Here is a 24,135-nt window from a genome sequence, read left to right on the forward strand (position 1 = left end):
GGCGGTTGTGATTACTGGCAGGCTTCGCACTCTTCGAAACCGGGATCGCCCGGCCGCATCGTGCAAACCGCCCCGAGAATTTCGGGTTCCGGCAAAACAGGGGCTGCTGCGGCCGCGACGGCTGCGGCAGTCTGGCCCGCGCTCACGGCGTTCAACTCGCCGCCGCGGCCCGTGGATTTTTCAGCGCTGGTGGCTCCCTTTGTACGCAGGTAGTAGGTGGTCTTCAGGCCACGCAGCCATGCGAGCTTGTAGGTGTCGTCGAGTTTCTTGCCCGATGCGCCCGCCATGTAGATGTTGAGCGATTGTGCTTGATCGATCCATTTCTGGCGACGCGATGCGCACTCAACCAGCCAGAGCGGTTCGACTTCGAACGCAGTGGCGTAGAGTTCGCGAAGTTCGGAAGGTACGCGATCGATGCGGGACAGGCTGCCATCGAAGTACTTGAGGTCAGCGACCATGACTTCGTCCCAGAGACCGAGTTTCTTCAGGTCACGCACGAGATAATCGTTAACGACCGTGAACTCGCCGGAGAGATTCGATTTGACGTACAAGTTCTGGTAAGTAGGTTCAATGCACGCAGATACACCAATGATATTGGAAATTGTCGCTGTTGGGGCGATTGCGATGCAGTTCGAGTTGCGCATGCCGTGTTGTTTGATGCTTGCACGCAACGCATTCCAATCAAGCGTGCTCGAATCATCGACTTCAACATGACCATCACGCTCATCGCGAAGCATCGCGATAGAGTCTTGCGGCAAGATGCCGCGCGACCACAACGAGCCTTCGTATGAAGGATAGCGGCCACGTTCTTGTGCGAGCGTGTTCGAGGCCCAGTATGCGTAGTAGCACACGGCTTCCATCGAGCGATCTGCGAATTCAACAGCCGATTGCGACGCGTACGGCACGCGCATCATTTGCAGGCAATCTTGGAAACCCATGATGCCCATGCCGACCGGACGATGGCGTTCGTTCGAGTCTTTGGCTTTCTTGACGGCGTAGTAGTTGATGTCGATCACGTTGTCGAGCATGCGCATGGCGATGCCGACAGTGCGCTTGATCTTGTCGTGATCGAGTTCGTAGCCACCGGCCGCTGCGGGTTTCATGTGAGCGACCAGGTTCACCGAACCCAGGTTGCACACGGCAATTTCCGAGTCGTTGGTGTTCAGCGTGATCTCGGTGCACAGGTTCGAGCTGTGCACGACGCCGACGTGCTGCTGCGGCGAACGGATGTTGCACGGGTCTTTGAAGGTGATCCACGGATGGCCGGTTTCGAACAGCATCGACAGCATCTTGCGCCACAGCGACACGGCGGGCATCTTCTTGAAGAGCTTCAGTTCGCCGCGTTCGGCTTGGGCTTCGTAGCCCAGGTAGGCTTGTTCGAACGCTTTGCCGTACTTGTCGTGCAGGTCAGGGCAATCGGACGGCGAGAACAAGGTCCATTCGCCATTTTCCATGACGCGCTTCATGAACAGGTCGGGAATCCAGTTCGCCGTGTTCATGTCGTGCGTGCGGCGGCGTTCGTCGCCGGTGTTCTTGCGCAGTTCCAGGAATTCTTCGATATCCAGGTGCCACGTTTCCAGATAGGTGCAGACTGCGCCCTTGCGTTTGCCGCCCTGGTTCACTGCGACAGCGGTGTCGTTGACGACTTTCAGGAACGGCACAACGCCCTGGCTTTCACCGTTGGTGCCCTTGATGTGGCTGCGCAAGGCACGTACCGGCGTCCAGTCGTTGCCCAGACCGCCGGCGTATTTGGCCAGCAGTGCGTTTTCCTTGATGGCGTCGTAGATGCCTTCCAGGTCATCGGACACGGTGGTCAGGTAGCACGACGACAGTTGCGAGTGCAGGGTGCCCGAGTTGAACAGCGTGGGCGTCGAACTCATGAAGTCGAACGACGACAGGATCTCGTAGAACTCGATGGCGCGTGCTTCGCGATCGGTTTCGCGCAGGGCCAGGCCCATGGCGACGCGCATGAAGAAGACCTGCGGCAATTCGATGCGAGTGCCGCGGATGTGCAGGAAGTAGCGGTCGTATAGCGTCTGCAGGCCCAGATAGCTGAACTGCAGATCGCGGCGCGAATCGAGGGCGGCAGCGATGCGTGCCAGATCGTATTCGCCCAGTTTGGGGTCGAGCAGGCCGCCTTCGATACCGCGTTGGACGAAGGTGGGGAAATATTCCGCATAGCGAGTTGCCATGCTGGCCTGCGAGACTTCTTCGCCGAGGACTTCTTTGCGGATCGTGTGCAGCAGCAGACGTGCCGTGACCTGGCTGTAGGCCGGATCTTTTTCGACGAGTGCGCGAGCAGACAAAATCGCGGACTTGAAAACTTCGTCGACGGGGATGCCGTCGTACAGGTTCTTGACCGTTTCCTTCAGGATGGTTTCGGTGTCGATGAACTCGCTCAAGCCTTCGCCGGCGGCCTCGATGGTGGTACGCAATGCGCTCAGGTTCAGCGGGCTGCGCACGCCGTTTTCCACCACATTCAGGTGGCTGGTCTCGCCTTGCGACGGCGAGGTGAGGCTGCTTTGCCCTTGAGTGGCGGCGCGTTCCTGGGCGCGTTTTTCGCGATACAGCACGTAGGCGCGCGCGACATCATGCTCACCCGAGCGCATCAGGGCCAGTTCGACCTGGTCCTGGATGTCTTCAATATGGAAGGTGCCGCCGTTGGGGCGGTTGCGCACCAGCGCGTTGACCGATTGGGATGTCAGCGTTTCGACCAGTTCGCGCACGCGCGCGGACGCGGCGCCTTGGCCGCCATTGACGGCCAGAAAAGCTTTGGTCATCGCGATGGCGATTTTGCCGGGCTCAAAGCCGACAACCGAGCCATTGCGTCGGATGACGCTATAGCTGGCCCATTGGCCGCCGTTCGCGTCGGCTGACTTGGCAGTTTGGGAAGGCGGCTCGGCGGAGGGCCGGGTCACAGAGGCGATCGTCGTCTGCATGGAAGCTCCTGTGGAAATAACGTAAAAGGACACGGCGTGGTCCGTGTCGGGTGCTAAATGTGTCTAAATGCGTGAGGGTCGAGCTAAGCGGGGAGAACACCCGGCCGCGCCAGAATGAAGTGAATCTGGCTATGCTTTCGACCACTACATATAGTGTACCACCCCTCGTATGGCACTAATTCTAGTGATCAATGGGGGAATGGCACAAGAAGAAGCTGTTGAGGGCGGATTAATTAATCGTGACAAAATGCGAAGCACGCGCCAATCAGGCGCGTGCGGCGTAGTGATTACTTCAGGTCATTATTTTACGCGCGTCTGCGCACAGAAATCTCCGTCATGGCCGGTAAGCCGTAATGTTGCAGTTCCTGTTGCAGAGCATTGCGGTATTGCGCCACATTGGCCATTTTGACGTGACCAAAACCGCGAACCTGATCTGGCAGCGCCGCAATCTTGGCGGCCTGGGCCAGATTGGCGGGCGATAAATGCTCGAGCAAGGTGTCCACTGTCTGGCGATATTGAGCGATCAGGTCGCGTTCCATCCGGCGTTCCTCGCTGCGGCCAAAGAGGTCCAGCCACGTCCCCCGTACGCGTTTGCACCGTGCCAGGACTTTCATCAGGGTCAGGGTCGCGGGGCCCAGGGAAATCTTGCGAGGAATGCCCGTGTGGGGGTCTTTGCGTGCCAGCAGTGGTGGCGCCATGTGAAAACGCAGGGTGTAGTCTCCCTCGAATTGTTCGCGCAATTGCTGCTGGAACGTGCCATCTGTATAGAGCCGGGCGACTTCGTACTCGTCTTTGTAGGCCATCAGTTTGAACAGATTGCGGGCGACCGCGATGGCCAATCGCGGTGAACGAGAGGAGGGCGCTACCTCGCGTTCGCGTTGCGCCACGCGTTCGACCAGCTGCTGATACTGGCGCGCATAGCCGGCGTCTTGGTAGGCGGTCAGGTCGCGAACGCGGCGCGACACCATGCGCTCGAACGATTCGGGAATGTGCAGTTGGACGACTTGTCCCGCAGGGCGTAAAGCCGCCGCCAGTGCTTTGGGGTTGTGCGCGGCGAGCCGGCCGGCTTCAAAAGCATCGCGATTGGCCTGTACCGAGACTCCATTGAGCTCGATGGCGCGGACCAGTGCAGCATGCGATAGCGGCACGTGGTTGCGCTGCCAGGCGTAGCCCAACATGAACATATTGGACAGAATGCTGTCGCCAAATAGCGTTTGCGCAGCGTGATGGGCGTCCAAGGCGGCAGTATGGCTGGCGCCGACCGCATGCTGGATTTTGGCCAGCAAGGCATCGGGCCGTAATGCTGCATCGGGGTCGCGGGTAAATTCAGAAACCGGTGCAACGTAAGTGTTGATCACGGCTTGCGTGTGGGAATGACGTAGCGCGCCCAAGGCGTCAGGTGCAGTGGCGGCAACCGGATCGCACAGAATCGCGGCATCGGCTTGCTGCCAATCCAGTCTGACTGGCCCATTGGCGGCATGCGCGGGCGCCAACCGGATATGGCTGATGACCGTGCCGCCTTTTTGCGCCAAGCCCGTTAGGTCCAAGACTGAGGCTGAGAGGCCTTGCAGATGGGCCGTCATGGATACGATCGCCCCGATGGTGATCACGCCGGTGCCGCCCATTCCCGCGACCAACAGCCGATAGGGCTGCGTGAGGGGGGCAATGGAGGGCATGGGCACCGCAGCAGCGTCTTGATGCCATGCAGCGGTCGTCGAGGTGGCAGCCGTCGCGGTGGCGTTCGAAGCTCCGTTGCCTGCCGTGGCCGAGCTCTCGCGTGGTGCAGCCTGCTTGCGCAGTTTGCCTCCCATGACCGACACAAAGCTCGGGCAAAACCCTTCGGCGCAGGAATAGTCCTTGTTGCAGCTGGACTGATCGATGGCGCGCTTGCGCCCATAGGGCGTCTCCATGGGCACGATCGATAAGCAATTGGATTGCGTTCCGCAGTCGCCACAGCCTTCGCACACTGCGCTGTTAATCAGCAGCCGCCGCGCGGGGTCGGGGAATTGTTGTTTTTTGCGGCGACGGCGTTTTTCGGCGGCACAGGTCTGGTCGTGAATCAGGACCGTGACTCCTTTGGTCTCGCGCAGTTCGCGTTGCAGAGCATCCAGTTCGCGCCGGTGATGCACTGTCACGCCGGCAGGTAACTCGACGCCTTGATATTTTTCAGGTTCGTCAGTGGTGACGACGATGCGGGCGACATCCTCGCCGCGCAATTGCTGGCAGATCTGCGGCACGGAGATCGGTCCGTCCACCGGCTGCCCGCCCGTCATGGCGACGGCATCGTTGAACAGAATCTTGTATGTGATGTTGGCCCGTGCTGCGACGGCCTGCCTGATCGCGAGATAGCCGGAGTGGTAGTACGTGCCCTCGCCCATGTTCTGAAAGACATGGGGCATCTCTATATAGTTATAGAGTCCGATCCAGTCGACCCCCTCACCCCCCATTTGTGTCAGGCCGGAGGTATTGCGGTCCATCCACGCCGCCATGTAATGACAGCCCACTCCTGCGAGCGCCTGACTGCCTTCGGGGACTTTGGTTGAGCTGTTGTGCGGGCACCCCGAGCAGAAGTACGGGCGTCGGCGCATGCCATCGGCGTCATTGGATAGCGGAGCAGCGCAAGTCAGCGTGGCGGGAACGGACACGTGGTGCAGTCCCGCTGCGCGTGTCAGCCATGCGGCCAGGGGGGCTGCCAGCAATGAGGGGCGTAATTGGCCGGCTGACGGGATCAAGGATTCGCCGTCCCATCCAGTCTTGCCTGCGACGGTTGGGCGCTCGGGACGGTTGTAAAGCAGGTCTTTGATCTGGCTTTCGACGACTGCGCCTTTTTCTTCGATGACCAGGATGTGCGACAGGCCGTGTGCGAAATCAGACAGACGATCGGCATCGAGCGGCCAGGTCAGTCCCGGCTTGTAAATACGCACGGGGCCATCCGCGGCGTGGGGGTTGATGCCCAGATGCGCGAGTGCTTCCAGCGTGTCGAGATGCGCCTTGCCGACCGTGACGATCCCCACCGTGGCGTGTGGCGCGGGACAGACGAGTTTGTCGATGCTGTGGCGCCGTGCAAAAGCGCGCACGGCTTTCAGGCGTGTCTGCATGCGCAGTTCGACTGCAGGAGACAGAAAGTCGCGCGCGGTGTATTCCAACGCCTCGGGGGGCAATTCGGGATCGGCAGGCATGTCGTATTGCACGCTGGGGGCAGGGATGTACGACTGACCGCTCTCGATGGTTTCGGAGACAGCTTTGAATGCGACCCATGCGCCGCTGTGACGCGACAAGGCCCAGCCCCAGAGGGCAAAGGTTTCGTATTCGTCGATCGAGGCCGGGTGCACGATCGGCATTTGCCAGCCGATCAACGAGGCCTCGCTCGCATGCGGAATGGACGACGAGACAGCGGTGTGATCGTCGCCGACAACCACCAGCACGCCGCCATGGCGCGAGGCGCCGGCAGCGTTGCCGTGGTGCAGGGCGTCGCCCGCGCGATCTACGCCGGGGCCTTTGCCGTACCACAGCGCAAATACGCCGTCGACTTTGCGATCATCACGCACGCCTGCCTGTTGTGTGCCCATGACGGCAGTAGCCGCCATGTCTTCGTTAATGCCAGGCAGAAAGGTGATTTGATGGGCGTCGAGAATGGGCTTGGCTTTCCACATGGCCATGTCTACGCCGCCCAGAGGTGAGCCCCGATACCCCGAAATAAAGCCCGCCGTATTCAACCCGCGCTCACGATCGCGGCGGCGTTGGGCCAACAGGATGCGCACCAGGGCTTGAGTCCCTGTCAGAAAAATGCGGCCACTTGTGCGCGTGAGGTTGTCCTGCAATTGGTAGTCCAGATCCAACGCCGGCTCGTTTGCCGGGACCGGATCCAGTGGGGTGCCGTCCATGATGTCGCTCCTGCCTATTATTACGATCATCATAGGTGCGCACGGATGACGATTTATTGCGTTATTGGATCGTGTAATCCCTATAATTCGAAATAAACATTTCGTTTTGAGTGAAAACAGGGGAAAAAATGGACAAGACAGACATTGGTATCCTGCGCGCCTTGCAAGAAGACGGCCGGGCATCGGCTCAGCAACTGTCCGAGCAGGTAGGCTTGTCCACTGCGCCGGTGTGGCGCCGTGTGAAGGCGCTGGAGGCCGCTGGCGTGATCTTGGGTTATTCGGCCCAGGTGGACCGCACCAAGGTCGGGTTGCAGGGGTGCATGTTCGCCCAGATCAGTCTCGAGCGGCATTCGGCCAGCACGGTAGAGCATTTCGAGCGTTCGGTGCGCAATGCGCCGGAGATTCTGGAGTGTTATGCGGTTACCGGAGACTCGGATTTTTTGTTGAAGATCCTGGTGGAAAGCCCGGAGGCCTATGACCGGTTCCTGCATCGCTTTCTTTTTAATCTGCCGGGGATTCGTCAGACTCGCACGATTGTGGCCTTGCGCGAGATCAAGCACGAAGTCCGTTTACCCCTCGATGCCGCATGAAGTTGGCAGCATGATGTCGGTCGTTTGGAGTTTGTGACGTGATGTTCGCGGTGTGATCGCGCGGATTGCGTTAACCAACGGTGCGATGGCCCTCGAAATAACGGCGATCCCCGGTAGCAAAGTCAAGATTTTCGTGTTCATTGTTTGTTTCCAGACTGTTGCGTCTATACAGCATTTTCGATATTGCTGCATTGCATCCTGAGCACGCCCTCATTAGAGTCGCACCTGCAAATGCGCAGGGATAGATCCGCTATGCAGCGGTGTGATGCGCGTGTGTTTCGAGGGTGTCATGAAGAGTGTGTGGCGGTATCGCGGTTTTGTTGTGGCGGGCGCAGTGTTGACGTTGGCGGGATGCGTGACAAAAAAAGCGCCCGTTGAACAGGTTTCTGTTGCGCCTGAGGCGTCTCGGCCTATTGTTTGCTCGCCGGCCGAGGCAGGCAGTCAGTTGGTCGGTACATGGCAGTCCAACACGAGCCCTCGCGGGGTGGCCGGCGATTTTCGTGCGTTGATTGTGTTGGGGGCCGATGGCTCAATGGCCTATGACACGCAGCTGAAGGTGGGCAAACGTATTCGTCCAGGCTTGCGCGAGGCAGGCTGCTGGCAGGCCGCCGGTGGTGTGATCACCTTGCAGACGATCAAATCCAATGGCGAGTTGATCGACATGGACGATCCTATTTATCAGAACCGCTATCGGATCGAGAAAACCGAGCCGGCGCGTTTGACGCTGCGCGAATTGCGCAGTGGCGGGCAGTCCATTACGGCGCGTCGCATGCAACCGGGTTATCGTTTACCTTATTGAGCGCTCCCCAGGGTAGTGCCTGGTTCGATCCCTGTCGGAAATGCGGGAACTTGGGGACGGCCCTGCATATTTCCTGGATAGACTGTCGTCGGGCGCCTATTCTCGTTTCAGAATCGAAATCATACGGCGCAGATGTCCTCTCCACATTCCCAGAATCGAGCCATTCTCTTGCTGGCGCTGGCGGCTTTCGTCAGCGCCAGTGCTTTTCGTATTTGCGATCCGATGTTGCCGCGGCTGGCCGCTGAATTCGGTACGTCGACCGGCCAGGCAGGCGCTACGGTGACGGCGTTTGCCGTAGCGTACGGCTTGCTGCAGATGTTTTTCGGACCGGTGGGGGATCGCTATGGCAAATTCCGCGTTGTTGCCATCGCGACGTTTGCGTGCGCCATAGGCAGTGCGGGAGCGGTAGTGGCGCCGAACCTGGACGTATTGATTGTGTGCCGGGCGTTGTCTGGGGCGGCAGGTGGCGGCATTGTGCCGTTATCGATGGCCTGGATCGGCGATAACGTGCCCTATGAAGAGCGTCAGGCGACGTTGGCGCGTTTTCTGACCGGCACGATTTTGGGAATGGCGATGGGCCAGTTGGCCGGGGGCTTGATCACAGACACCATGGGATGGCGCTGGGCCTTTGCGTTCCTGGTCGTCGGATATGTGATTGTCGGTAGCCTGCTGTTGCGCGAGGTCGCGCAACAAGCTGCGCAGCGGCGATCATCGGCAGGTTCGGCGACGGCATCTCAATCCGTGCCGCAGCGCGGTTTTGTGGCTCAGATGCGCACGGTGTTTGGTGTGCCGTGGGCGCGCATTGTCTTGGTCACGGTGTTCCTGGAGGGGCTGCTGGTGTTTGGCTCTTTGGCATTCGCACCCGCTTATTTGCATGATCGGTTCGGATTGTCATTGACGGCAGCCGGGGCCGTTGTGGCCGTGTATGCCTTGGGCGGGCTGCTTTACACCTTGGTCGCGGGACGGATGCTGCGTTGGTTGGGAGAACGCGGTCTCGCCGCCGCGGGTGGCGTTGTTCTGTGCGTTGCCTTTCTTGCGTATTGGCTCGGCCCGGCATGGGGATGGGCTTTGGGAGCGGGCGTACTTGCGGGCTTTGGCTATTACCTGCTGCATGCGACGCTGCAAACCAACGCGACGCAAATGGTGCCATCGGCGAGAGGAACCGCCGTGGCGTGGTTTGCCTCATGCTTGTTTCTGGGACAAGCAGTCGGGGTAGCGTTGGCCGGTGTGTTTGTGGACGTTGCAGGCGCTGCCGTGCTGTTTGGTACGTCGGCCGTGCTGCTGCCTCTGTTGGGTGCCAGCTTTGCATGGGCATTAAAGCGCCGCGCGCAGGCGAAAACCGGCGAGCCGGTGGTTCAATAAAGGCGTGAAGAATGAAAAAGGTGCCGCCAAATCGTTGGCAGCACCTTTTTAGCCTCACAGTTCCGGTTGGGCGTGTCTGCTCAGATCGCGCCCAAGCGCTGCAATACCGTATCTTTACCAATCAAAGCGAGCACCGCATCCACTGCCGGTGTCTGGGTCTGACCCACCACGGCAACACGCAATGGAATCGCCAGCTGCGGCATTTTCAGGCCGCGATCGGCCAGCACGGCCTTGATGAGCGCGGTGATGCCCTCACGTGTCCAGTCCGTGTCTGCGGCTCGTTGCGCAAAGTCGGCCAGGGCTTCGCGCGCAGCAGGGGTCAGGTGTTGCTCTACCAACTCGGCTGGCGCAGGCGCGAACGGTTTGCAGAACAACATCGCGGATTCGGCCAACTGTTCCAACGTTTCGGCGCGGTCTTTCAGTAATCCTATCGCGGCGGGCAGGTCGGTAGCAGCCGGGTTGCCGCCACGCTTTTCAATGCGCGGGGCAACGCGAGCGGCCAGCTCGGCGTTGTCCATCTGCTTGATGTAGTGCGCATTGACCCAGTTCAGCTTTTTCGGATCCCATTGCGATGCAGATTTAGACAGATGATCCGTGTCGAACCATTGCACCAATTGCTCGCGCGTGAAGAGTTCGTCATCACCATGGCTCCAGCCCAGGCGCGACAGATAGTTGATCATCGCTTCGGGCAAGTAGCCTTGTGCATCGTATTCCATCACGTTGACGGCGCCATGGCGTTTAGACAGTTTTTCACCATCGGGACCCAGGATCATAGGCACGTGGCCGTATTCCGGCACCGTCGCGCCCAGCGCGCGCAAAATGTTGATCTGACGCGGCGTGTTGTTGACGTGATCATCACCGCGCAGAATATGCGTCATGCCCATATCCCAATCGTCGACCACCACGCAGAAGTTATACGTAGGCGTGCCGTCGGGACGAGCGATGATCAGGTCGTCGAGTTCGCTGTTGTCAAAGCTGATCGGGCCTTTGACCATGTCGTTCCAACCGGTGGCGCCGTCTTGGGGGTTCTTGAAACGCACGACTGGTTTGCGGCCCTCGGGGATGGCAGGCAGCGTTTTGCCCGGCTCCGGGCGCCAGGTGCCGTCGTATCGCGGCTTCAATCCTTTGGCGCGGGCGGCTTCGCGCATTTGCTCGACTTCTTCGGGCGAGCTGTAGCAATGATAGGCCGTCCCGGCTTGCAACATTTGTGCGACGACTTCGCGATAGCGGTCCATACGCTGCATTTGATAGAACGGGCCTTCGTCCGGTTGCATGCCCAGCCAGTCCATGCTGTCCAGAATGGCTTGCACCGCCTCGGGCGTGGAGCGCTCCAGGTCGGTGTCTTCGATGCGCAGCACGAAGACACCCTGATTGTGGCGCGCAAACGCCCAGGAAAACAGCGCAGTGCGTGCGCCGCCCAGATGCAGAAAACCCGTGGGCGAGGGGGCAAAACGGGTGCGGATAGGGGTCGAAGTCATAGTCAGCAGGAAAAAGCGTGGCAGGCCGCCGCGACAGGGCGGAAAACATGGGACGCGATCATAGCGATCACGCGGCCGTCTTGTTACGATGGGCTTATTTTAGAATAGCGCCCGACCTGCCTATGTTGCGACACGCTCTTGCCCCGCTGTTCGACCCCAAATCCCTGGTGATCGTGGCCGACCGGCCCCTGCCTGTGGTCAATACTTTACGGGCCGAATTGCGTGCGAGCACGACCCTGGTCGATGTGCAGGCGGGGCAGGCGCCGGCGATTCCCGAGAGCTGTCAGGGCCTGTCAGCCGGGCAACGGCCGGATCTGGCGCTGATATGCGTCTCTCCCTCTATATTGCCGGATGTTTTGCGGCGCTTGACGGGGTTGCAGCCGCGCGCTGCGATTGTGCTGCCCCACGAGCTGCCGGATCCCTATCCTGGCGGCACCTTGGCGTTATGCCGCGCCTGGGCCGAGCAAACAGGGTGCGCGCTACTGGGGCCGAGAGCCTTTGGGCTGCAACGGCCCCACGCCAGCCTGAATTTCAGCCAGCATTCCTTTTTGGCGCGCGCCGGCCGGGTGGCGCTGGTGACGCAATCGCGGTCGATCACCGCCGCTGTGATGGACTGGGCGGACGATGTGCATATTGGCTTTTCCACCGCGATTTCGCTGGGAGACGAGGCCTCGATCCGGCTGGCTCAAGTGCTGGACTTTTTGGCCAGCGACCCGAGGACGGACAGCATCGTGCTGTACCTGGAGGACGTGGGCGTCGCACGTGAATTCATGAGCGCGCTGCGCTCGGCCGCCAGCGTCAAACCCGTGATTGTGCTCAAGGCTGGCCGTGATGGCCCGCCGGGCAGCGATCCTGCTCTGGATGCAGCACTGCGGCGGGCAGGCGCGGTACGCGTCCGGTATTTTGTGCAGCTGTTCTCGGCAGTCAAGGTGCTGGGGTATACACGCCGTCCGCGTGGCCGCCGCGTTGCGATCCTGTCCAATGGCAGTGGCCCGCCTCAGTTGGCCTTGGATCTCATCGGGCCGGATACGGCGATGTTGCGAGCCGAGTTGGCGCCTGCTACACGGCGGGCGTTGACGGAGCTGCTCGAGCCCGATGCGGCGACTGCCAATCCTGTCATTACCTATGTGCCCCTGACGCCAGAGCGCATACAGGCCATGCTGGATAGTTTGATTGACGATCAGGGTGTTGACGGCGTGCTGGTGGTGTTGGCGCCGGATGCGTTGGCGGACATGTCCGCTGTCGCGCGTCAATTGGCGCAGTTTGCCCCGAACGCCCGCAAGCCCGTGGTCAGTTGCTTCATGGGCGACGCAGGCATGCGGCCGCTGCGCCGGATGTTGGACGATGTCGGCACGCCGGCATTTCGCACGCCGGAGTCGGCTGCCGATGCGTTTGGGGTGCTGTCCACGCATTACTACAACCAACAATTGCTGCTGCAGACTCTGCCGCCCGAGCCACCGAGCCGTTTGCCGGATGTGGCCAAGGCGCGTCTTGTGCTGGACGCCGCCCGCGCGGCCGGCCGCCTGGATTTGTCTGTGTCCGAGTGTCGTAGCGTGTTGGATGCCTTTTACGTCCCGCTGCGTGATGTTCCTGCGGGCGTGCTGCCGGGCGAGCCCGAGTCGCGGCCTATGGCCATTCGCGTGCGGCGTGATCCGAATTTTGGTCCTATCATTCAATTCGGTGCAGGCGGCCCCGATGCATTGCTATCGGCGGGCTCCGATAGAGGCCGGGATTTGCCGCCGCTAAATGGTTTTTTGGCGCGCCAACTGATAGAACGCAGCCGTACGTGGCAGCGCGTGCTCGCTTCGCAAATCAGCAGTGTTGCCGCCGAAGCCCTGCAGCACACATTGGTTCAGGTGTCCGAGGTGATCTCCGAATTGCCCGCGATCGAGTCGCTGGATATCGATCCGCTGTATGCGGGTGAATCGCAGTTGCGCGCCGCCGGCTTGCGCATCACGCTGTGCGCTGAGCCTGCCTGCGCCACGCCGCAAGCCAGCGGTTATCCGCATATGGCGATCCATCCTTATCCGGCGCGTCTGGTGCGTCGCCGCGAATTTGATGACGGGACAGAATGGGTGATCCGCCCCATTCGTCCCGAGGACGGACAGACCTTGCAGGATTTCATTCGCGGCCTGTCAGAGCGTTCGCGTTATATGCGCTTTGTGTCCATGATGCGCGAGCTCACGCCGCGCATGGTGGCGCGCTACACGCAAATCGATTACCACCGCGAGCTGGCGCTCGTGGCGACCACCTATGTGCCAAATCCGGCAAACCGGGGGCATCCACACGAGATCATCATCGGTTTTGCGCATTATTTGCGTAATGCCGATGGGCGCGGCGCCGAGTATGCATTGGTCATTGGTGATGACTGGCAACGCCGTCATCTGGGCGGACAACTGATGCAGGCCCTGATCGACGCGGCCCGTGACCAAGGGTTGGAATATATCGATGGCCTCGTGTTGGCCAATAACCGGCCGATGCTGACCTTGATGACGCGTCTGGGATTTACGAACGATCCGGATCCGGAAGACCCCACCATGCGACGTGTATGGTTGAATCTGCTTTCCTGAAAACCCGAATTGGGCTTTGTCGTACCCGATTTGGGTTTTTCCCCAATTACCCCGCTACCAAGACTTCTCGCAAAAACGCCGCGATATCGTTGATTTCCGGTGCGCATACCGAGTGTGGCATCGGGTATGTGTGCCAGCGCACGTCATAGCCTAGCGACTGCAATTGCGCCAACGAGGCCTCGGCACGCGGCAGTGCAACGACAGGGTCAAACGTGCCGTGCGCCAGAAAAATCGGCGTGCCGGCATTGGCCGTGTGGCGCTCGGCGGCTGCCGTGTCCAGCAATGGCAGATAACCGGACAGGCCTATCATGCCTGCCAGCTTTTCTTCCAGCCGCAGCCCTGTATGCAGCGTCATCGCGCAACCTTGCGAGAATCCGGCCAGCACAATGCGCGAGGTCGGGATGCCGCGAGCGTTTTCGCGAGCGATCAGCGCCCGTACGGCGGCTTCGGATTGCCGGATGCCCGTTGCGTCCTCTTGGCGTACCAAGTCAGTGACCAGAATGTCGTACCACGACCGCATGGCCATCCCGCCGTTGATCGTCACGGGTTGTACCGGGGCGTGAGGAAACACAAAGCGCACAGCCGGGCTGCTGCCTAACCGGAGTTCGGGCACGATAGGCGCAAAGTCATTACCGTCGGCTCCCAAGCCATGCAGCCATATCACGGCATGAGTCGGGTTGGGGGCGGTCTGCATTTCGATGCAGTCCAACAAGGCAGGGGTAGCAGTCATGGTGGCAGGAAGAAACGAGAGGGCCGAAAACGGTCCGGTTTGGCTAATGGCTATTGATTGACGCTGTGGTTTGGATCGGCGTCAGGCAGACAAGGCTTTCAGGGCTTGAAACAGCGCCCGGTACTGCTTGCGCTGCGGCTCTTGGCCTTGCTGCAGGGCGGCATTGCCCTGCGCCTCTTTGCGAGCCGCCCGTATCGTCGCGCGCAGTGCCTGCACATCGGCGCCGGGGTGGGCGTTGAGCAATTCGGTCAAGGCATCGTCATCGCTCAGCAGCTTGTCACGTAGCGACTCCAGCCGATGCATGGCGGCCGTTTCTTCGCGTGAGCCGTTTTGCCAGACATCGAGCTGCGCACGGATCTCATCAGCGGGCGCATCACGCATCAGCTTGCCGACAAAATGAGTCTGCCGGCGCTTGCCTTCGCGGCTGGTCGTCTTTTGCGCCAGGCGAATTGCCTCGTACAGGCGTTCGGCCAGGGGCAATTGCTTCAGACGGTCGTCAGGCAACTCGATCAATTGCTTGCCCAAATCGAGCAGAGCATGCATTTCGCGCTTGACTTGCGATTTGCTGGGGCGGTCGTAACCGTTTTCGTCGAACTCGCCTTCGGCGGTCGAATCAGGGATAGAAGAATTCATGAGGAATGCAATGGGGGAACAGCATCAACGCAGACTTGGCTATGATAACCGTCTCTGCTTACTGGACTGCAATGGTCAATACTTCTACCTCCTCTCTTCCCCTGGCCGCGAACCACGCGCGTTTCAGCGAACTGGTCGAACAAGTCCTGGCGTATGCACGCCAGATTGGGGCCAGTGACGCCGCTGCCGAGATTTCCGAAAGCCTGGGGCTTTCGGTGTCGGTACGTAAAGACGACATCGAAACGGTCGAGCAAACCCGCGATCGTTCGCTGGATTTGACGGTGTACGCCGGCCAAAGCCGCGGCTCGGCCTCGACCTCCGATTTTTCCGAGGCCGCTCTGCGCCAGACGGTCGAGGCCGCCTGGCACATCGCCCGCCATACGGCAGCCGATCCGGCGGCGGGCTTGCCCGATGCCGATCAGTTGGCCACCGATGTGCCCGATCTGGCCTTGCATTACCCCTGGCCTGTCACGACGGAGCAGGCCGCCGAGCTGGCATTGCGCGCCGAGCGCGCGGCCCGGGCCGTGGATCGCCGCATTACCAATACCGATGGCGCGACCGTAGGTACCTACGAAGGCCAGTTCGTCATGGGTAATACCCGAGGCTTCTTGGGTGGTTACCCGTACTCGCGCCACAGTCTGTCGGTCGCCCCGATCGCCGGGCGCGGCAACAACATGCAGCGCGACTACTGGTATAGCTCGGAACGCGACCCTGCGCTGCTGGCCGCCCCCGAGGCCGTCGGCCGTTACGCGGCCGAGCGCACCTTGTCACGCCTGTCGGCCAAACGAATTCGCACGGGCAAATTTCCTGTGCTCTTCGAGGCGCCTCTGGCATTGGGGCTGCTAGGCGCGTTTACGCAGGCGACCAGCGGCGGCGCCTTATACCGCAAGACCAGTTTCCTGGTCGATGCCCTGGGCAAGCCCATCTTTCCCGACCATATCGACATTGCCGAAGACCCCCACGTGCGTGGCGGCATGGGCAGTTCGCCCTTTGATGACGAGGGTGTGCGCACCCGGGCGCGCAGCGTGGTGACAGGCGGCGTGCTGCAGGGCTATTTCCTGTCGACCTACACCGCGCGCAAGCTCGGCATGACCACCACGGGCAACGCGGGCGGCTCGCATAACCTGACCCTGTCGTCGCGCCTGACCTCGGCCAACGATGATTTCGAGGCCATGCTGCGCAAGCTCGGCACCGGGCTGCTGGTTACAGAGCTGATCGGGCAGGGCGTCAATTACGTCACGGGCGATTATTCGCGCGGCGCGTTCGGATATTGGGTGGAAAACGGCCAGATCCAGCACGCGGTCCAGGAAATCACGATCGCCGGCAATCTGGCTGATATGTTCCGCCAGATTGTCGCCGTGGGCGCCGATACGATCGCTCGTGGGACCAAACGCACAGGCTCGATTCTTGTCGAGCAAATGGCGATTGCCGGGATCTGATTCGCCCGGTGGCTTCTTTTTTGCCTCTGGACAGGCCGGGGTCAGTGCCGCCCGGCCTTTTTGGCGGACCCATTTCACGATTGTCGGCGTGCGGGCTGGTAACCCCTCTTACGGTATAGATATAACAACGTGTAATATCCGCCACATATCGCGTGCGATATCTCATACCAAATTGCTGTCGAGGAGCCAACCTTTATGCAACGTCGTTCCTTTTTGAAACAAGCCGGCCTGGGCGCTGTCGCGGGCAGCGCGGCAGTTGCCGCACCGGTATTCGCGCAAGACGCACCCAGCCTGAACTGGCGCATGGCGTCCAGCTTTCCGCGCAGCCTGGATGCGCTGTTCGGTACCGGCGACATTTTCTGCAAATTCGTCACCGAAGCCACGGGCGGCAAATTCAATATCCGCCATTTTCCGGGCGGTGAAATCGTTCCCGCCTTGCAGGTCATGGATGCCGTGTCCAACAACACGATCGAGTGCGGTCATACCGTGTCGTACTACTACTACGGCAAAGATCCGGCGTTTTGCTTTGACGCGGCCGTGCCGTTTGGTCTGAACGCGCGTCAGATGAACGCCTGGATGTTCAACGGCGACGGCATGAAGCTGACCCGCGACATGTTCAAGCCGCACAAAATCGTCAACTTCCCCATGGGCAACACCGGTGTGCAGATGGGTGGCTGGTACCGCAAGGAAATCAAGACCGTCGAAGACCTGAAGGGTCTGAAAATGCGTACCGCCGGCTTCGCGGGCGAAGTCCTGTCGCGCCTGGGTGTGGTGCCGCAGCAACTGGCAGGCGGCGACGTGTATCCCTCGCTCGAAAAAGGCACGCTGGACGCCGTCGAGTTCGTGGGACCGTACGACGACGAAAAGCTGGGCTTTAACAAGGTCGCCAAGTACTACTACTACCCGGGCTGGTGGGAAGGCGGTCCCCAGGTGTCGCTGTACCTGAACGAAGGTGCGTGGAACAGCTTGCCCAAGAACTACCAAGCCATCGTCGAGGCGGCCAGCCGCGTGGCGCATGTGGCCATGACCTCGCGCTACGATGCCGAAAATCCGGGCGCGCTGCGCCGGCTCATCGCCGCGGGCGCCGAGTTGCGTCCGTTCCCGCGCGCCGTGATGGATGCGTCGTACCAGGCAGCCCAGACGGTGTACAAGGAATTCAGCGACAAGGATCCGAAATTCAAGGCTTTGTACGACAACTACATGGGCTTCCGTGACAGCGTAGTGCCGTGGTTCCGCTTGGCCGAAGGCTCGTACGACCAGTACCTGGGCGTGGCGATGTCGGCGCACAAGTAAAAATAAAGCCGGTACTTCAGTAAAACGGGCGCCTTTGTGGGCCGTCCCCAGGGTTGTGGAGCTATTCGACCACCCTGGATGGATGGTTGACTAGGTGCCCGTTCCGCATGGTTGGCTCCCCCCTGGTGCCTGCAGGCTATGGACCGCAGGGCCACATTGCACAGTGGCTTGGCAAGTTCCTGACCACCGAATTGCACAATATTTGAGCAATCGTGCTAGAATGGCCGACTTTCCCTTATTCCGGTTGGTAGCACGGGCGGTTAATAACGCTTAGGCCAGCTGCGGATCGCATGACCGGCGCGGGTTTCCCGGGCCAGATGATGCGCCAAGGCACAACGGAACAGGAAAAGATTCTCGTCAGGCTGTTCTGACCAGAAAAATTTACCTTTTAGGAACCAATCATGAAGACCTTTGTGGCCAAGCCGCATGAAGTCCAACGTGACTGGTTTGTGATCGACGCCAAGGGCAAAGTCCTGGGTCGTGTGGCCAGCGAAGTCGCACGCCGCCTGCGTGGTAAGCACAAACCTGAATTCACGCCGCACGTTGATACGGGCGATTACATCGTCATCATCAACGCTGCCGATATCGTTGTTACGGGCACCAAGACGCAAGACAAAAAGTACTTCCGTCACACCGGCTATCCCGGTGGTATCCGTGAAACGAACTTCGAGAAACTGCAGCAGCGGTTTCCCGGCCGCGCCATCCAGAAGGCCGTCAAGGGCATGTTGCCCAAGGGTCCGCTGGGCTACGCCATGATCAAGAAACTCAAGGTGTACGCTGGTGCCGAGCACCCGCACACCGCTCAGCAGCCCCAGCCGCTGGATATCTAAGGAAACGCCATGATCGGTAACTGGAACTACGGAACCGGCCGTCGCAAAACCTCGGTGGCTCGTGTTTTTATCAAAAAAGGCTCGGGCAAAATCGTTGTTAACGGCAAACCCGTCGACGAATTTTTTGCTCGCGAAACTGGCCGCATGATCGTGCGTCAGCCGCTCGAGCTCACCAGCCACCTGGAATCGTTCGACATCAAAGTCAACGTGCACGGCGGCGGCGAAACCGGCCAAGCCGGGGCGATTCGCCACGGTATCACTCGTGCGTTGATCGACTACGATGCGGCGCTCAAGCCCGCACTGTCGCAAGCTGGCTTCGTCACCCGCGATGCCCGTGAAGTCGAACGTAAAAAAGTCGGCTTCCGCAAGGCACGTCGGCGCAAGCAGTTCAGCAAGCGCTAATTGTCTTGCTCTACCAGGGCCGCGCGAGTGGCTCTGGCAAAAACAAAACGCCCCTGTTTTTACAGGGGNGTTTTGTTTTTTTGTTGCCGGGCCGTCCCAAAACAAAAACGCCCCCTGGGGGGGCAGCAAGCCGAAGGCGCAGCGTGGGGGCATTTTGTGCTTGTGCGAGGGAACCGTCTCAGCTCACGCGTCACACACTCCGTCATCAATAGAACTCAATGGCCGTTGTTGGAAGCCTTAAATGCGGCATCTGAAATGTGGGCCTGCAGCAGAACGGAGAGCAGATATGCCTAACACCAAGACCTCGTTGACATGGAGGCTCAGGCTAGCGGCGGTCTTCATGTTGACCATGCCGTTTACGATCTATGCGCAACCGGCCGGGTCTAGCGCTGCAAATCATCAAGATGGCAAATTATTGACTTGGCGAGCGACGCCGCCTGAGCCTGAGCTGCCATCGCGTCAATCCTTCACTGGGCGCGGTGTAACGGTAGGCGTCTTGGACTTTGACTTTGGAGACAATCCTGCCCACCAGGCGTTGGACGGCGTGTGGCAACTCGTCGGACCATTTTCTGGGCGAGACGTAGAGGACCATGGCGTCTTCGTCAGCCGTATCATCGCCGGCAGGGACATGCACGATGGGTTGGGGCAAGGCATGGCGCACGGCAGCCGCGTGATTGCACTGGATGCCGACGTGAAGCCTTTCTATTCGCATCGCAAATTGGCAGCGCGTGGGGTCAGGATCATCAATCATTCATATGGCATCCTGGATTATGACGAAATGCTCGAAGGAACAGTGGCCGAGCAGCTTCAGAACCATGAGCGCATATTGAAAAAAAACAACCTGTACCGTGCCGTTTTACGGGACGGGGCTCTTCTGATTTGGCCAACGGGGAACGACGGAGCGCCTGGTCCGGGGCTTCCTGCGAGCGCTCCCGCGTTTTCCCCTGAGCTGGAAAAGGGCTGGATTGCCGTGACGTGGCTCGGTGTCGACGGGACTCTGCATCCCGACGCCAATGCATGTGGGCACGCGTCCGACTGGTGTATCAGTGCGCTCGGATCGTATCCGATGCGTGACGGTACCGTGCTCGAGGGCACATCATTTTCGGCGCCTGTCGTGACGGCGGTGGCGGCGTTGGTCTCCGAAGCCTATCCCTGGATGAACAACTCTGAGTTGCGGCAAACGCTGTTGTCTACGGCTGATCCTATCGATGATCCCGATATCGATCCTATCGATCATCCCGATATTTACGGCTGGGGGAAAGTAAATCCAGACAGAGCCGTGAGAGGCCCAGCTTTGTTTGACTGGCGGCTTGAGCATGGGGACAGTTTCGTTGTGGACTTCGATAGTTATCGTTCTCATTTTTTTAACGATATAGGCGGGGATCGCGGGCTGGTCAAATCGGGTTCTGGCACATTGGTGCTGTGGGGAAAAAATACCTATGCGGGCGCCACCGATATTTGGAGTGGCGTGCTTGAGCTTTATGGCAGTGTGACAGGCGCGATATACATCAGGAGGCACGGCACCTTGCTCAGCAACGGCGGAGTGATCGGAGGTTCTGTGTCTAATGAGAACCTGCTGCTGGTCAGTGGTGCCGGGTTGCATATCAAGGGGCGTCTTGATACAAAAGGTGCAAAACTGCAGATTCAATTAGGCTCCACCATCGCTGTGGATGACTTTGCCTTTATCCACGGGGCGCGGCTGGAAGTATCAAACCCCGATCCTCGGTATGTCATGACGTTGCGGGAAACGGTGCTGAGGGCACGTGAAATCAAGGGGCAATTTGCTTCGATGGCAGCCAGCCCTTTGTTCACCGTGTCTCCCATCTACACTGCCACCCAGGTAGATCTCGACATCAAACGTAATGATGTACACGCTGTCTCGCTAGCGCATTTCGAAGGAGCTCGCGCCAAACAGGCTGCGGCAAAAGCTATCGAGTCTTCGTTTCGAGCCATGGATCAGCATTGGCAGGAGACACAGGAGGTGGAGTGTCTCTTCGATCGCAAACCGCAATCTGCTCAGACCAGGGTCAGCAGTGCGTTTGTAGAAAAGGCGGCCGCGTTGCAGCATCTCGAGACGTTGCAAGAGCTGGGAAATGCTTTGGAAAGTTTGACTGGCGAGGCATACGCGTCGTCGCTGGCGTTGAATTTTCAGCAAGCGCAGGCGATTAACCGGTCGCTGTCGAATCGCGTCGATGCGTTGAACCGCGCTCGCGAATTGTCTGGGCTGTGGGTCTCCATGCTGGGTGCGGACGGCAAATTACGTCAACCTGGCTATGCCAGTGCCAACACGAAGACGTTCGGTGCGCAATTGGGTGTGGATCAGCGGCTAAGCGCTGACACGATTGTTGGCGCAGCGCTATCCTCGTCTGATGCAAGTGCGTCCTTTGATGGGCTTGGCGGACGCTCAAAGGGACAGGCTGTTGGGGTCGCGCTATATGGCCGCCATGGCGCGCCGACGGGCAACTATCTGTCAGGGCGCATCGGGCACGATTGGACCAATACCAAGGTTTCGCGTGTTATTGCCATTGATCGTTCTGAACGCATTGATAGCAGCCGTCATGATGGCATGACGTCACTGTATGCCGAGTTGGGGCATGTATTTGAAATAGGCAATGCTAATTACTCCCCCTTTGTCGGTGCCGAGTACAGCCTCTTGCGTCGCGGCGCCTTTGCGGAAACAGGCAGCGAGTTTGCGTTGCAGGCGGATAGTGCCACGTACAAACAAGCGGCCGCCTTGCTAGGCATGCGTTATCAATCTGGGCCTGTTAACTGGATAGCAGGCACGACGACGTTGACCGGTTCAGGTGCCTATCGCTACAGCAATCCTGCCGACCTGAGTTTCACGGCGGCATTCAAGGGGGCGCCGGACGTGGCATTTACCTTGCAGGGGATCGGCTTGCAACGGCACAGCGGTTGGGTGGGATTAGGAGCCTCGACCTGCATGAATTCCATCGATCTGAATTGGTTCATCAACCTTGATATGCAGATTGATGGTCACGGCGTGAACAACAAGGCAATCTCAGCGGGCCTGCGCTACGAATTCGGATAGCCGCATGGAAGAGGCCAGTGTGCTTCGCTGAGTGCCTGGCGATGTCTTTGCTCGGACGACGTGATCTGTGAGGGCTAGGATGTCCGGTGACGAAATATCGGTATTAAGTTAGCGATACAATTATTTTTCGTCTTACGGAACACCCACACCATGGCCCAAGCATCGAACTCCCGCATCAAGGTTGGCATTGTCGGCGGCACCGGTTATACCGGCGTCGAGTTGCTGCGTCTGCTGTCGCAACATCCTCATGTCGAACTGACTGCCATCACCTCCCGCAAAGAAGACGGGTTGCCAGTGGCGGATATGTACCCCAATTTGCGCGGCCGGGTGAGTCTGGCGTTTTCCACGCCCGAAAAGGCCAATCTGGCGGATTGCGATGTGGTGTTTTTTGCCACGCCGCACGGCGTGGCCATGGCACAGGCCAAAGAACTATTGGCCGCGGGCACTCGTGTCATCGATCTGGCTGCAGATTTCCGTCTGCAAGACACAGCTACGTTCGAGCGTTGGTACAAAATGCCGCATGCTTGTCCTGATATCCTGGCGGAGTCCACCTACGGTTTGGTCGAACTCAACCGCGCGGCCGTGTCCAAGGCGCGCGTCATCGGCAATCCCGGCTGCTACCCGACGACGGTTTTGCTCGGCTTGGCCCCCTTGATCGAAAACGGCGCCCAGTTGGTCGATACCCAGACCTTGATCGCAGACTGCAAATCGGGGGTCTCCGGGGCAGGCCGCAAGGCTGAGGTCGGTTCCTTGTTCTCCGAGGCCAGCGACAATTTCAAAGCCTACGGGGTGGCAGGGCATCGGCATCATCCCGAGATTACCGAACAGCTCGAAAAACTGGCTGGTGGCAAAGTCGGCCTGACGTTTGTGCCGCATCTGGTGCCGATGATCCGCGGCATGTTCTCGACGCTGTATGCCCGTATCCGCCCAGAGGCACTGGACACGGACTTCCAGGCGCTGTACGAAAAGCGTTACGCCAACGAGACGTTTATCGATGTCATGCCGGCCGGCAGCTTGCCCGAAACCCGTTCGGTGCGTGCCTCGAACAATCTGCGCATCTCGGTGCAGCGCCCCAATAACGGGGATCTGCTGATTGTGCTGGTCATCCAGGACAATTTGGTCAAGGGCGCATCAGGCCAGGCCGTGCAAAACATGAACCTGATGTTTGGCCTGCCCGAATCTGCCGGGCTCGATCAAGTCGCTATTCTGCCGTAGGAGATCCCTGGCCGGCCCGCCGGGCTGGCTGGATCGGCTCAGATGCAATCGGCTCCTGAATCCACGGTCGGGTCTCGTCCCGGCTCTCTCACGCGATGGCTGTTCCTGCTGGGTATGCTGGCCGTTGGCTTGGCGCTAGGGGCGCTGGCCGGCTATCAGTTTGCCCAGAAATCGGTGATGGCGGTCCCCAGTGTCGTCATCACTGCTGAGCAAGTTGCTGCACAGGATGCCGCGGTACGGCAAAGTCAGGCAGAGAGCCGTTTCCTGCGGGCACAACTCGATACTGCGGATGGCGAAATCGCCGTCGAGCGTGCCGCTCGCCAGGAACTCGAGGCGCAGTTACGTGCGAGCCAAGAAGAGCTGGGCCGCGTGCGCGATCGGCTGGCATTTTTTGAGCAATTATTGCCACCCGGACCCGAAGGCGCCGTCGATATCCGTGGCGCTGAGGTCCAACGTGACGGCCAGGGGCTGAAATATCGCGTTCTGCTCATGCGCAGTGGCCGCAGCGAGGCGCCATTCGTGGGGACATTGCGTTTCCAGGCCTCTGGTGTCCTCAAGGGGGACGTCGTCTCTGTCGACTTGGCCCCCATGCAGGTAAAGACCGATACGCCTGAGGGCAGCGGTACCCCCGATACGTCGCCGGGCAAACCCAAGGCTGCGCCCGATGCGGTGGCTGCCGGCGGCGCTCTGTCTCTGCAATTTGATCAATATCAGCGCAGCGAAGGCGTGCTCGAGCTGCCAGAGGGATTCGTCCCCGAAACCGTGATCATCAGCGTGCTCGAGGGATCCACGGTGCGGGCATCCCGCACTATCAAGCTGGCATTTTGAACCCCGGCCGTGTCTGCGCTACTATGAGAGTATTGAGGCGGCTCGCCCGTCAACTTTATACGTGATATTGGCCGATCTTTCGGCCAGGAGCTCC

General features: G+C 59.8%; 16 protein-coding genes. 11 read left to right on the forward strand and 5 right to left on the reverse strand.

What is annotated here, in order from left to right:
* Positions 1-11: 11 nt before the first annotated feature.
* Together ACNA0J_RS12355 and ACNA0J_RS12360 are read right to left on the reverse strand one after the other, a co-directional pair.
* Positions 12-2,939 (reverse strand): ribonucleoside-diphosphate reductase subunit alpha, encoded by a 2,928-nt coding sequence (locus ACNA0J_RS12355; RefSeq protein ID WP_415819156.1) that lies wholly within the window; start codon positions 2,937-2,939, stop codon positions 12-14.
* A 305-nt stretch (positions 2,940-3,244) separates the two neighbouring features.
* Positions 3,245-6,808, reverse strand: a complete 3,564-nt coding sequence (locus ACNA0J_RS12360; protein WP_415819284.1) for an indolepyruvate ferredoxin oxidoreductase family protein — start codon at positions 6,806-6,808, stop codon at positions 3,245-3,247.
* 143 nt (positions 6,809-6,951) lie between these two features.
* On the opposite strand from ACNA0J_RS12360, the gene ACNA0J_RS12365 reads away from it, so the two are divergent.
* From ACNA0J_RS12365 to ACNA0J_RS12375, 3 genes are all read left to right on the forward strand, one after another.
* Positions 6,952-7,413, forward strand: coding sequence for an Lrp/AsnC family transcriptional regulator (locus tag ACNA0J_RS12365; RefSeq protein WP_415807445.1), 462 nt, complete (start codon positions 6,952-6,954; stop codon positions 7,411-7,413).
* A gap of 289 nt (positions 7,414-7,702) precedes the next feature.
* A complete protein-coding gene (locus ACNA0J_RS12370; RefSeq protein WP_415819157.1) occupies positions 7,703-8,212 on the forward strand; it encodes a hypothetical protein in 510 nt (169 codons plus the stop codon).
* Positions 8,213-8,344: 132 nt separating this feature from the next.
* Positions 8,345-9,574 carry an MFS transporter gene (locus tag ACNA0J_RS12375; RefSeq protein WP_415819158.1) on the forward strand — a complete coding sequence of 410 codons (1,230 nt, stop codon included), beginning with the start codon at positions 8,345-8,347 and terminating at the stop codon, positions 9,572-9,574.
* Positions 9,575-9,654: 80 nt separating this feature from the next.
* Here ACNA0J_RS12375 and gltX read toward each other — a convergent pair whose 3' ends face one another.
* Positions 9,655-11,052 (reverse strand): glutamate--tRNA ligase, encoded by a 1,398-nt coding sequence (gene gltX, locus ACNA0J_RS12380; protein ID WP_415819159.1) that lies wholly within the window; start codon positions 11,050-11,052, stop codon positions 9,655-9,657.
* A 122-nt stretch (positions 11,053-11,174) separates the two neighbouring features.
* Between gltX and ACNA0J_RS12385 the strand changes: the two genes are divergently transcribed.
* Positions 11,175-13,622 carry a bifunctional acetate--CoA ligase family protein/GNAT family N-acetyltransferase gene (locus ACNA0J_RS12385; RefSeq protein ID WP_415819160.1) on the forward strand — a complete coding sequence of 816 codons (2,448 nt, stop codon included), beginning with the start codon at positions 11,175-11,177 and terminating at the stop codon, positions 13,620-13,622.
* A 46-nt stretch (positions 13,623-13,668) separates the two neighbouring features.
* Here the strand turns inward: ACNA0J_RS12385 and ACNA0J_RS12390 are convergent, their stop codons facing one another.
* Positions 13,669-14,352, reverse strand: coding sequence for an alpha/beta hydrolase (locus tag ACNA0J_RS12390; protein WP_415819161.1), 684 nt, complete (start codon positions 14,350-14,352; stop codon positions 13,669-13,671).
* An 81-nt stretch (positions 14,353-14,433) separates the two neighbouring features.
* The gene (yjgA, locus tag ACNA0J_RS12395) at positions 14,434-14,985 is read right to left on the reverse strand and encodes a ribosome biogenesis factor YjgA (protein ID WP_415819162.1); all 552 of its coding nucleotides are present in this window, start codon (positions 14,983-14,985) and stop codon (positions 14,434-14,436) included.
* Positions 14,986-15,056: 71 nt separating this feature from the next.
* Between yjgA and pmbA the strand changes: the two genes are divergently transcribed.
* The 7 genes from pmbA to ACNA0J_RS12430 all read left to right on the forward strand — a co-directional run bounded on the left by pmbA (position 15,057) and on the right by ACNA0J_RS12430 (position 24,041).
* Positions 15,057-16,424, forward strand: a complete 1,368-nt coding sequence (gene pmbA / locus ACNA0J_RS12400; protein WP_415819285.1) for a metalloprotease PmbA — start codon at positions 15,057-15,059, stop codon at positions 16,422-16,424.
* A 195-nt stretch (positions 16,425-16,619) separates the two neighbouring features.
* Positions 16,620-17,717, forward strand: a complete 1,098-nt coding sequence (locus tag ACNA0J_RS12405; protein WP_415819163.1) for a TRAP transporter substrate-binding protein — start codon at positions 16,620-16,622, stop codon at positions 17,715-17,717.
* 401 nt (positions 17,718-18,118) lie between these two features.
* Positions 18,119-18,547: a 50S ribosomal protein L13 gene (gene rplM, locus ACNA0J_RS12410; protein WP_415819164.1), complete on the forward strand. Its 429-nt coding sequence runs from the start codon at positions 18,119-18,121 to the stop codon at positions 18,545-18,547.
* Between the two features lie 9 nt (positions 18,548-18,556).
* A complete protein-coding gene (gene rpsI, locus ACNA0J_RS12415; protein ID WP_415807436.1) occupies positions 18,557-18,949 on the forward strand; it encodes a 30S ribosomal protein S9 in 393 nt (130 codons plus the stop codon).
* A 286-nt stretch (positions 18,950-19,235) separates the two neighbouring features.
* Positions 19,236-21,998 (forward strand): autotransporter domain-containing protein, encoded by a 2,763-nt coding sequence (locus ACNA0J_RS12420; protein WP_415819165.1) that lies wholly within the window; start codon positions 19,236-19,238, stop codon positions 21,996-21,998.
* Between the two features lie 150 nt (positions 21,999-22,148).
* On the forward strand, positions 22,149-23,213 hold the full coding sequence (gene argC / locus ACNA0J_RS12425) for an N-acetyl-gamma-glutamyl-phosphate reductase (RefSeq protein ID WP_415819166.1): 1,065 nt from the start codon (positions 22,149-22,151) through the stop codon (positions 23,211-23,213).
* Between the two features lie 42 nt (positions 23,214-23,255).
* Positions 23,256-24,041: a DUF6776 family protein gene (locus ACNA0J_RS12430; protein ID WP_415819167.1), complete on the forward strand. Its 786-nt coding sequence runs from the start codon at positions 23,256-23,258 to the stop codon at positions 24,039-24,041.
* The last annotated feature ends 94 nt before the right edge of the window (positions 24,042-24,135 follow it).

Source organism: Bordetella tumbae (assembly GCF_965139195.1).
Taxonomy (GTDB): domain Bacteria; phylum Pseudomonadota; class Gammaproteobacteria; order Burkholderiales; family Burkholderiaceae_B; genus Bordetella_A; species Bordetella_A tumbae.

What these genes read in the sequence shown, in the direction of transcription:
- ACNA0J_RS12355 (WP_415819156.1), bottom strand. Translation starts at nt 2,939, where the DNA reads ATGCAGACGACGATCGCCTCTGTGACCCGGCCCTCCGCCGAGCCGCCT.
- ACNA0J_RS12365 (WP_415807445.1), top strand. Translation starts at nt 6,952, where the DNA reads ATGGACAAGACAGACATTGGTATCCTGCGCGCCTTGCAAGAAGACGGC.
- ACNA0J_RS12370 (WP_415819157.1), top strand. Translation starts at nt 7,703, where the DNA reads ATGAAGAGTGTGTGGCGGTATCGCGGTTTTGTTGTGGCGGGCGCAGTG.
- ACNA0J_RS12375 (WP_415819158.1), top strand. Translation starts at nt 8,345, where the DNA reads ATGTCCTCTCCACATTCCCAGAATCGAGCCATTCTCTTGCTGGCGCTG.
- gltX (WP_415819159.1), bottom strand. Translation starts at nt 11,052, where the DNA reads ATGACTTCGACCCCTATCCGCACCCGTTTTGCCCCCTCGCCCACGGGT.
- ACNA0J_RS12385 (WP_415819160.1), top strand. Translation starts at nt 11,175, where the DNA reads ATGTTGCGACACGCTCTTGCCCCGCTGTTCGACCCCAAATCCCTGGTG.
- ACNA0J_RS12390 (WP_415819161.1), bottom strand. Translation starts at nt 14,352, where the DNA reads ATGACTGCTACCCCTGCCTTGTTGGACTGCATCGAAATGCAGACCGCC.
- yjgA (WP_415819162.1), bottom strand. Translation starts at nt 14,985, where the DNA reads ATGAATTCTTCTATCCCTGATTCGACCGCCGAAGGCGAGTTCGACGAA.
- pmbA (WP_415819285.1), top strand. Translation starts at nt 15,057, where the DNA reads ATGGTCAATACTTCTACCTCCTCTCTTCCCCTGGCCGCGAACCACGCG.
- ACNA0J_RS12405 (WP_415819163.1), top strand. Translation starts at nt 16,620, where the DNA reads ATGCAACGTCGTTCCTTTTTGAAACAAGCCGGCCTGGGCGCTGTCGCG.
- rplM (WP_415819164.1), top strand. Translation starts at nt 18,119, where the DNA reads ATGAAGACCTTTGTGGCCAAGCCGCATGAAGTCCAACGTGACTGGTTT.
- rpsI (WP_415807436.1), top strand. Translation starts at nt 18,557, where the DNA reads ATGATCGGTAACTGGAACTACGGAACCGGCCGTCGCAAAACCTCGGTG.
- ACNA0J_RS12420 (WP_415819165.1), top strand. Translation starts at nt 19,236, where the DNA reads ATGCCTAACACCAAGACCTCGTTGACATGGAGGCTCAGGCTAGCGGCG.
- argC (WP_415819166.1), top strand. Translation starts at nt 22,149, where the DNA reads ATGGCCCAAGCATCGAACTCCCGCATCAAGGTTGGCATTGTCGGCGGC.
- ACNA0J_RS12430 (WP_415819167.1), top strand. Translation starts at nt 23,256, where the DNA reads ATGCAATCGGCTCCTGAATCCACGGTCGGGTCTCGTCCCGGCTCTCTC.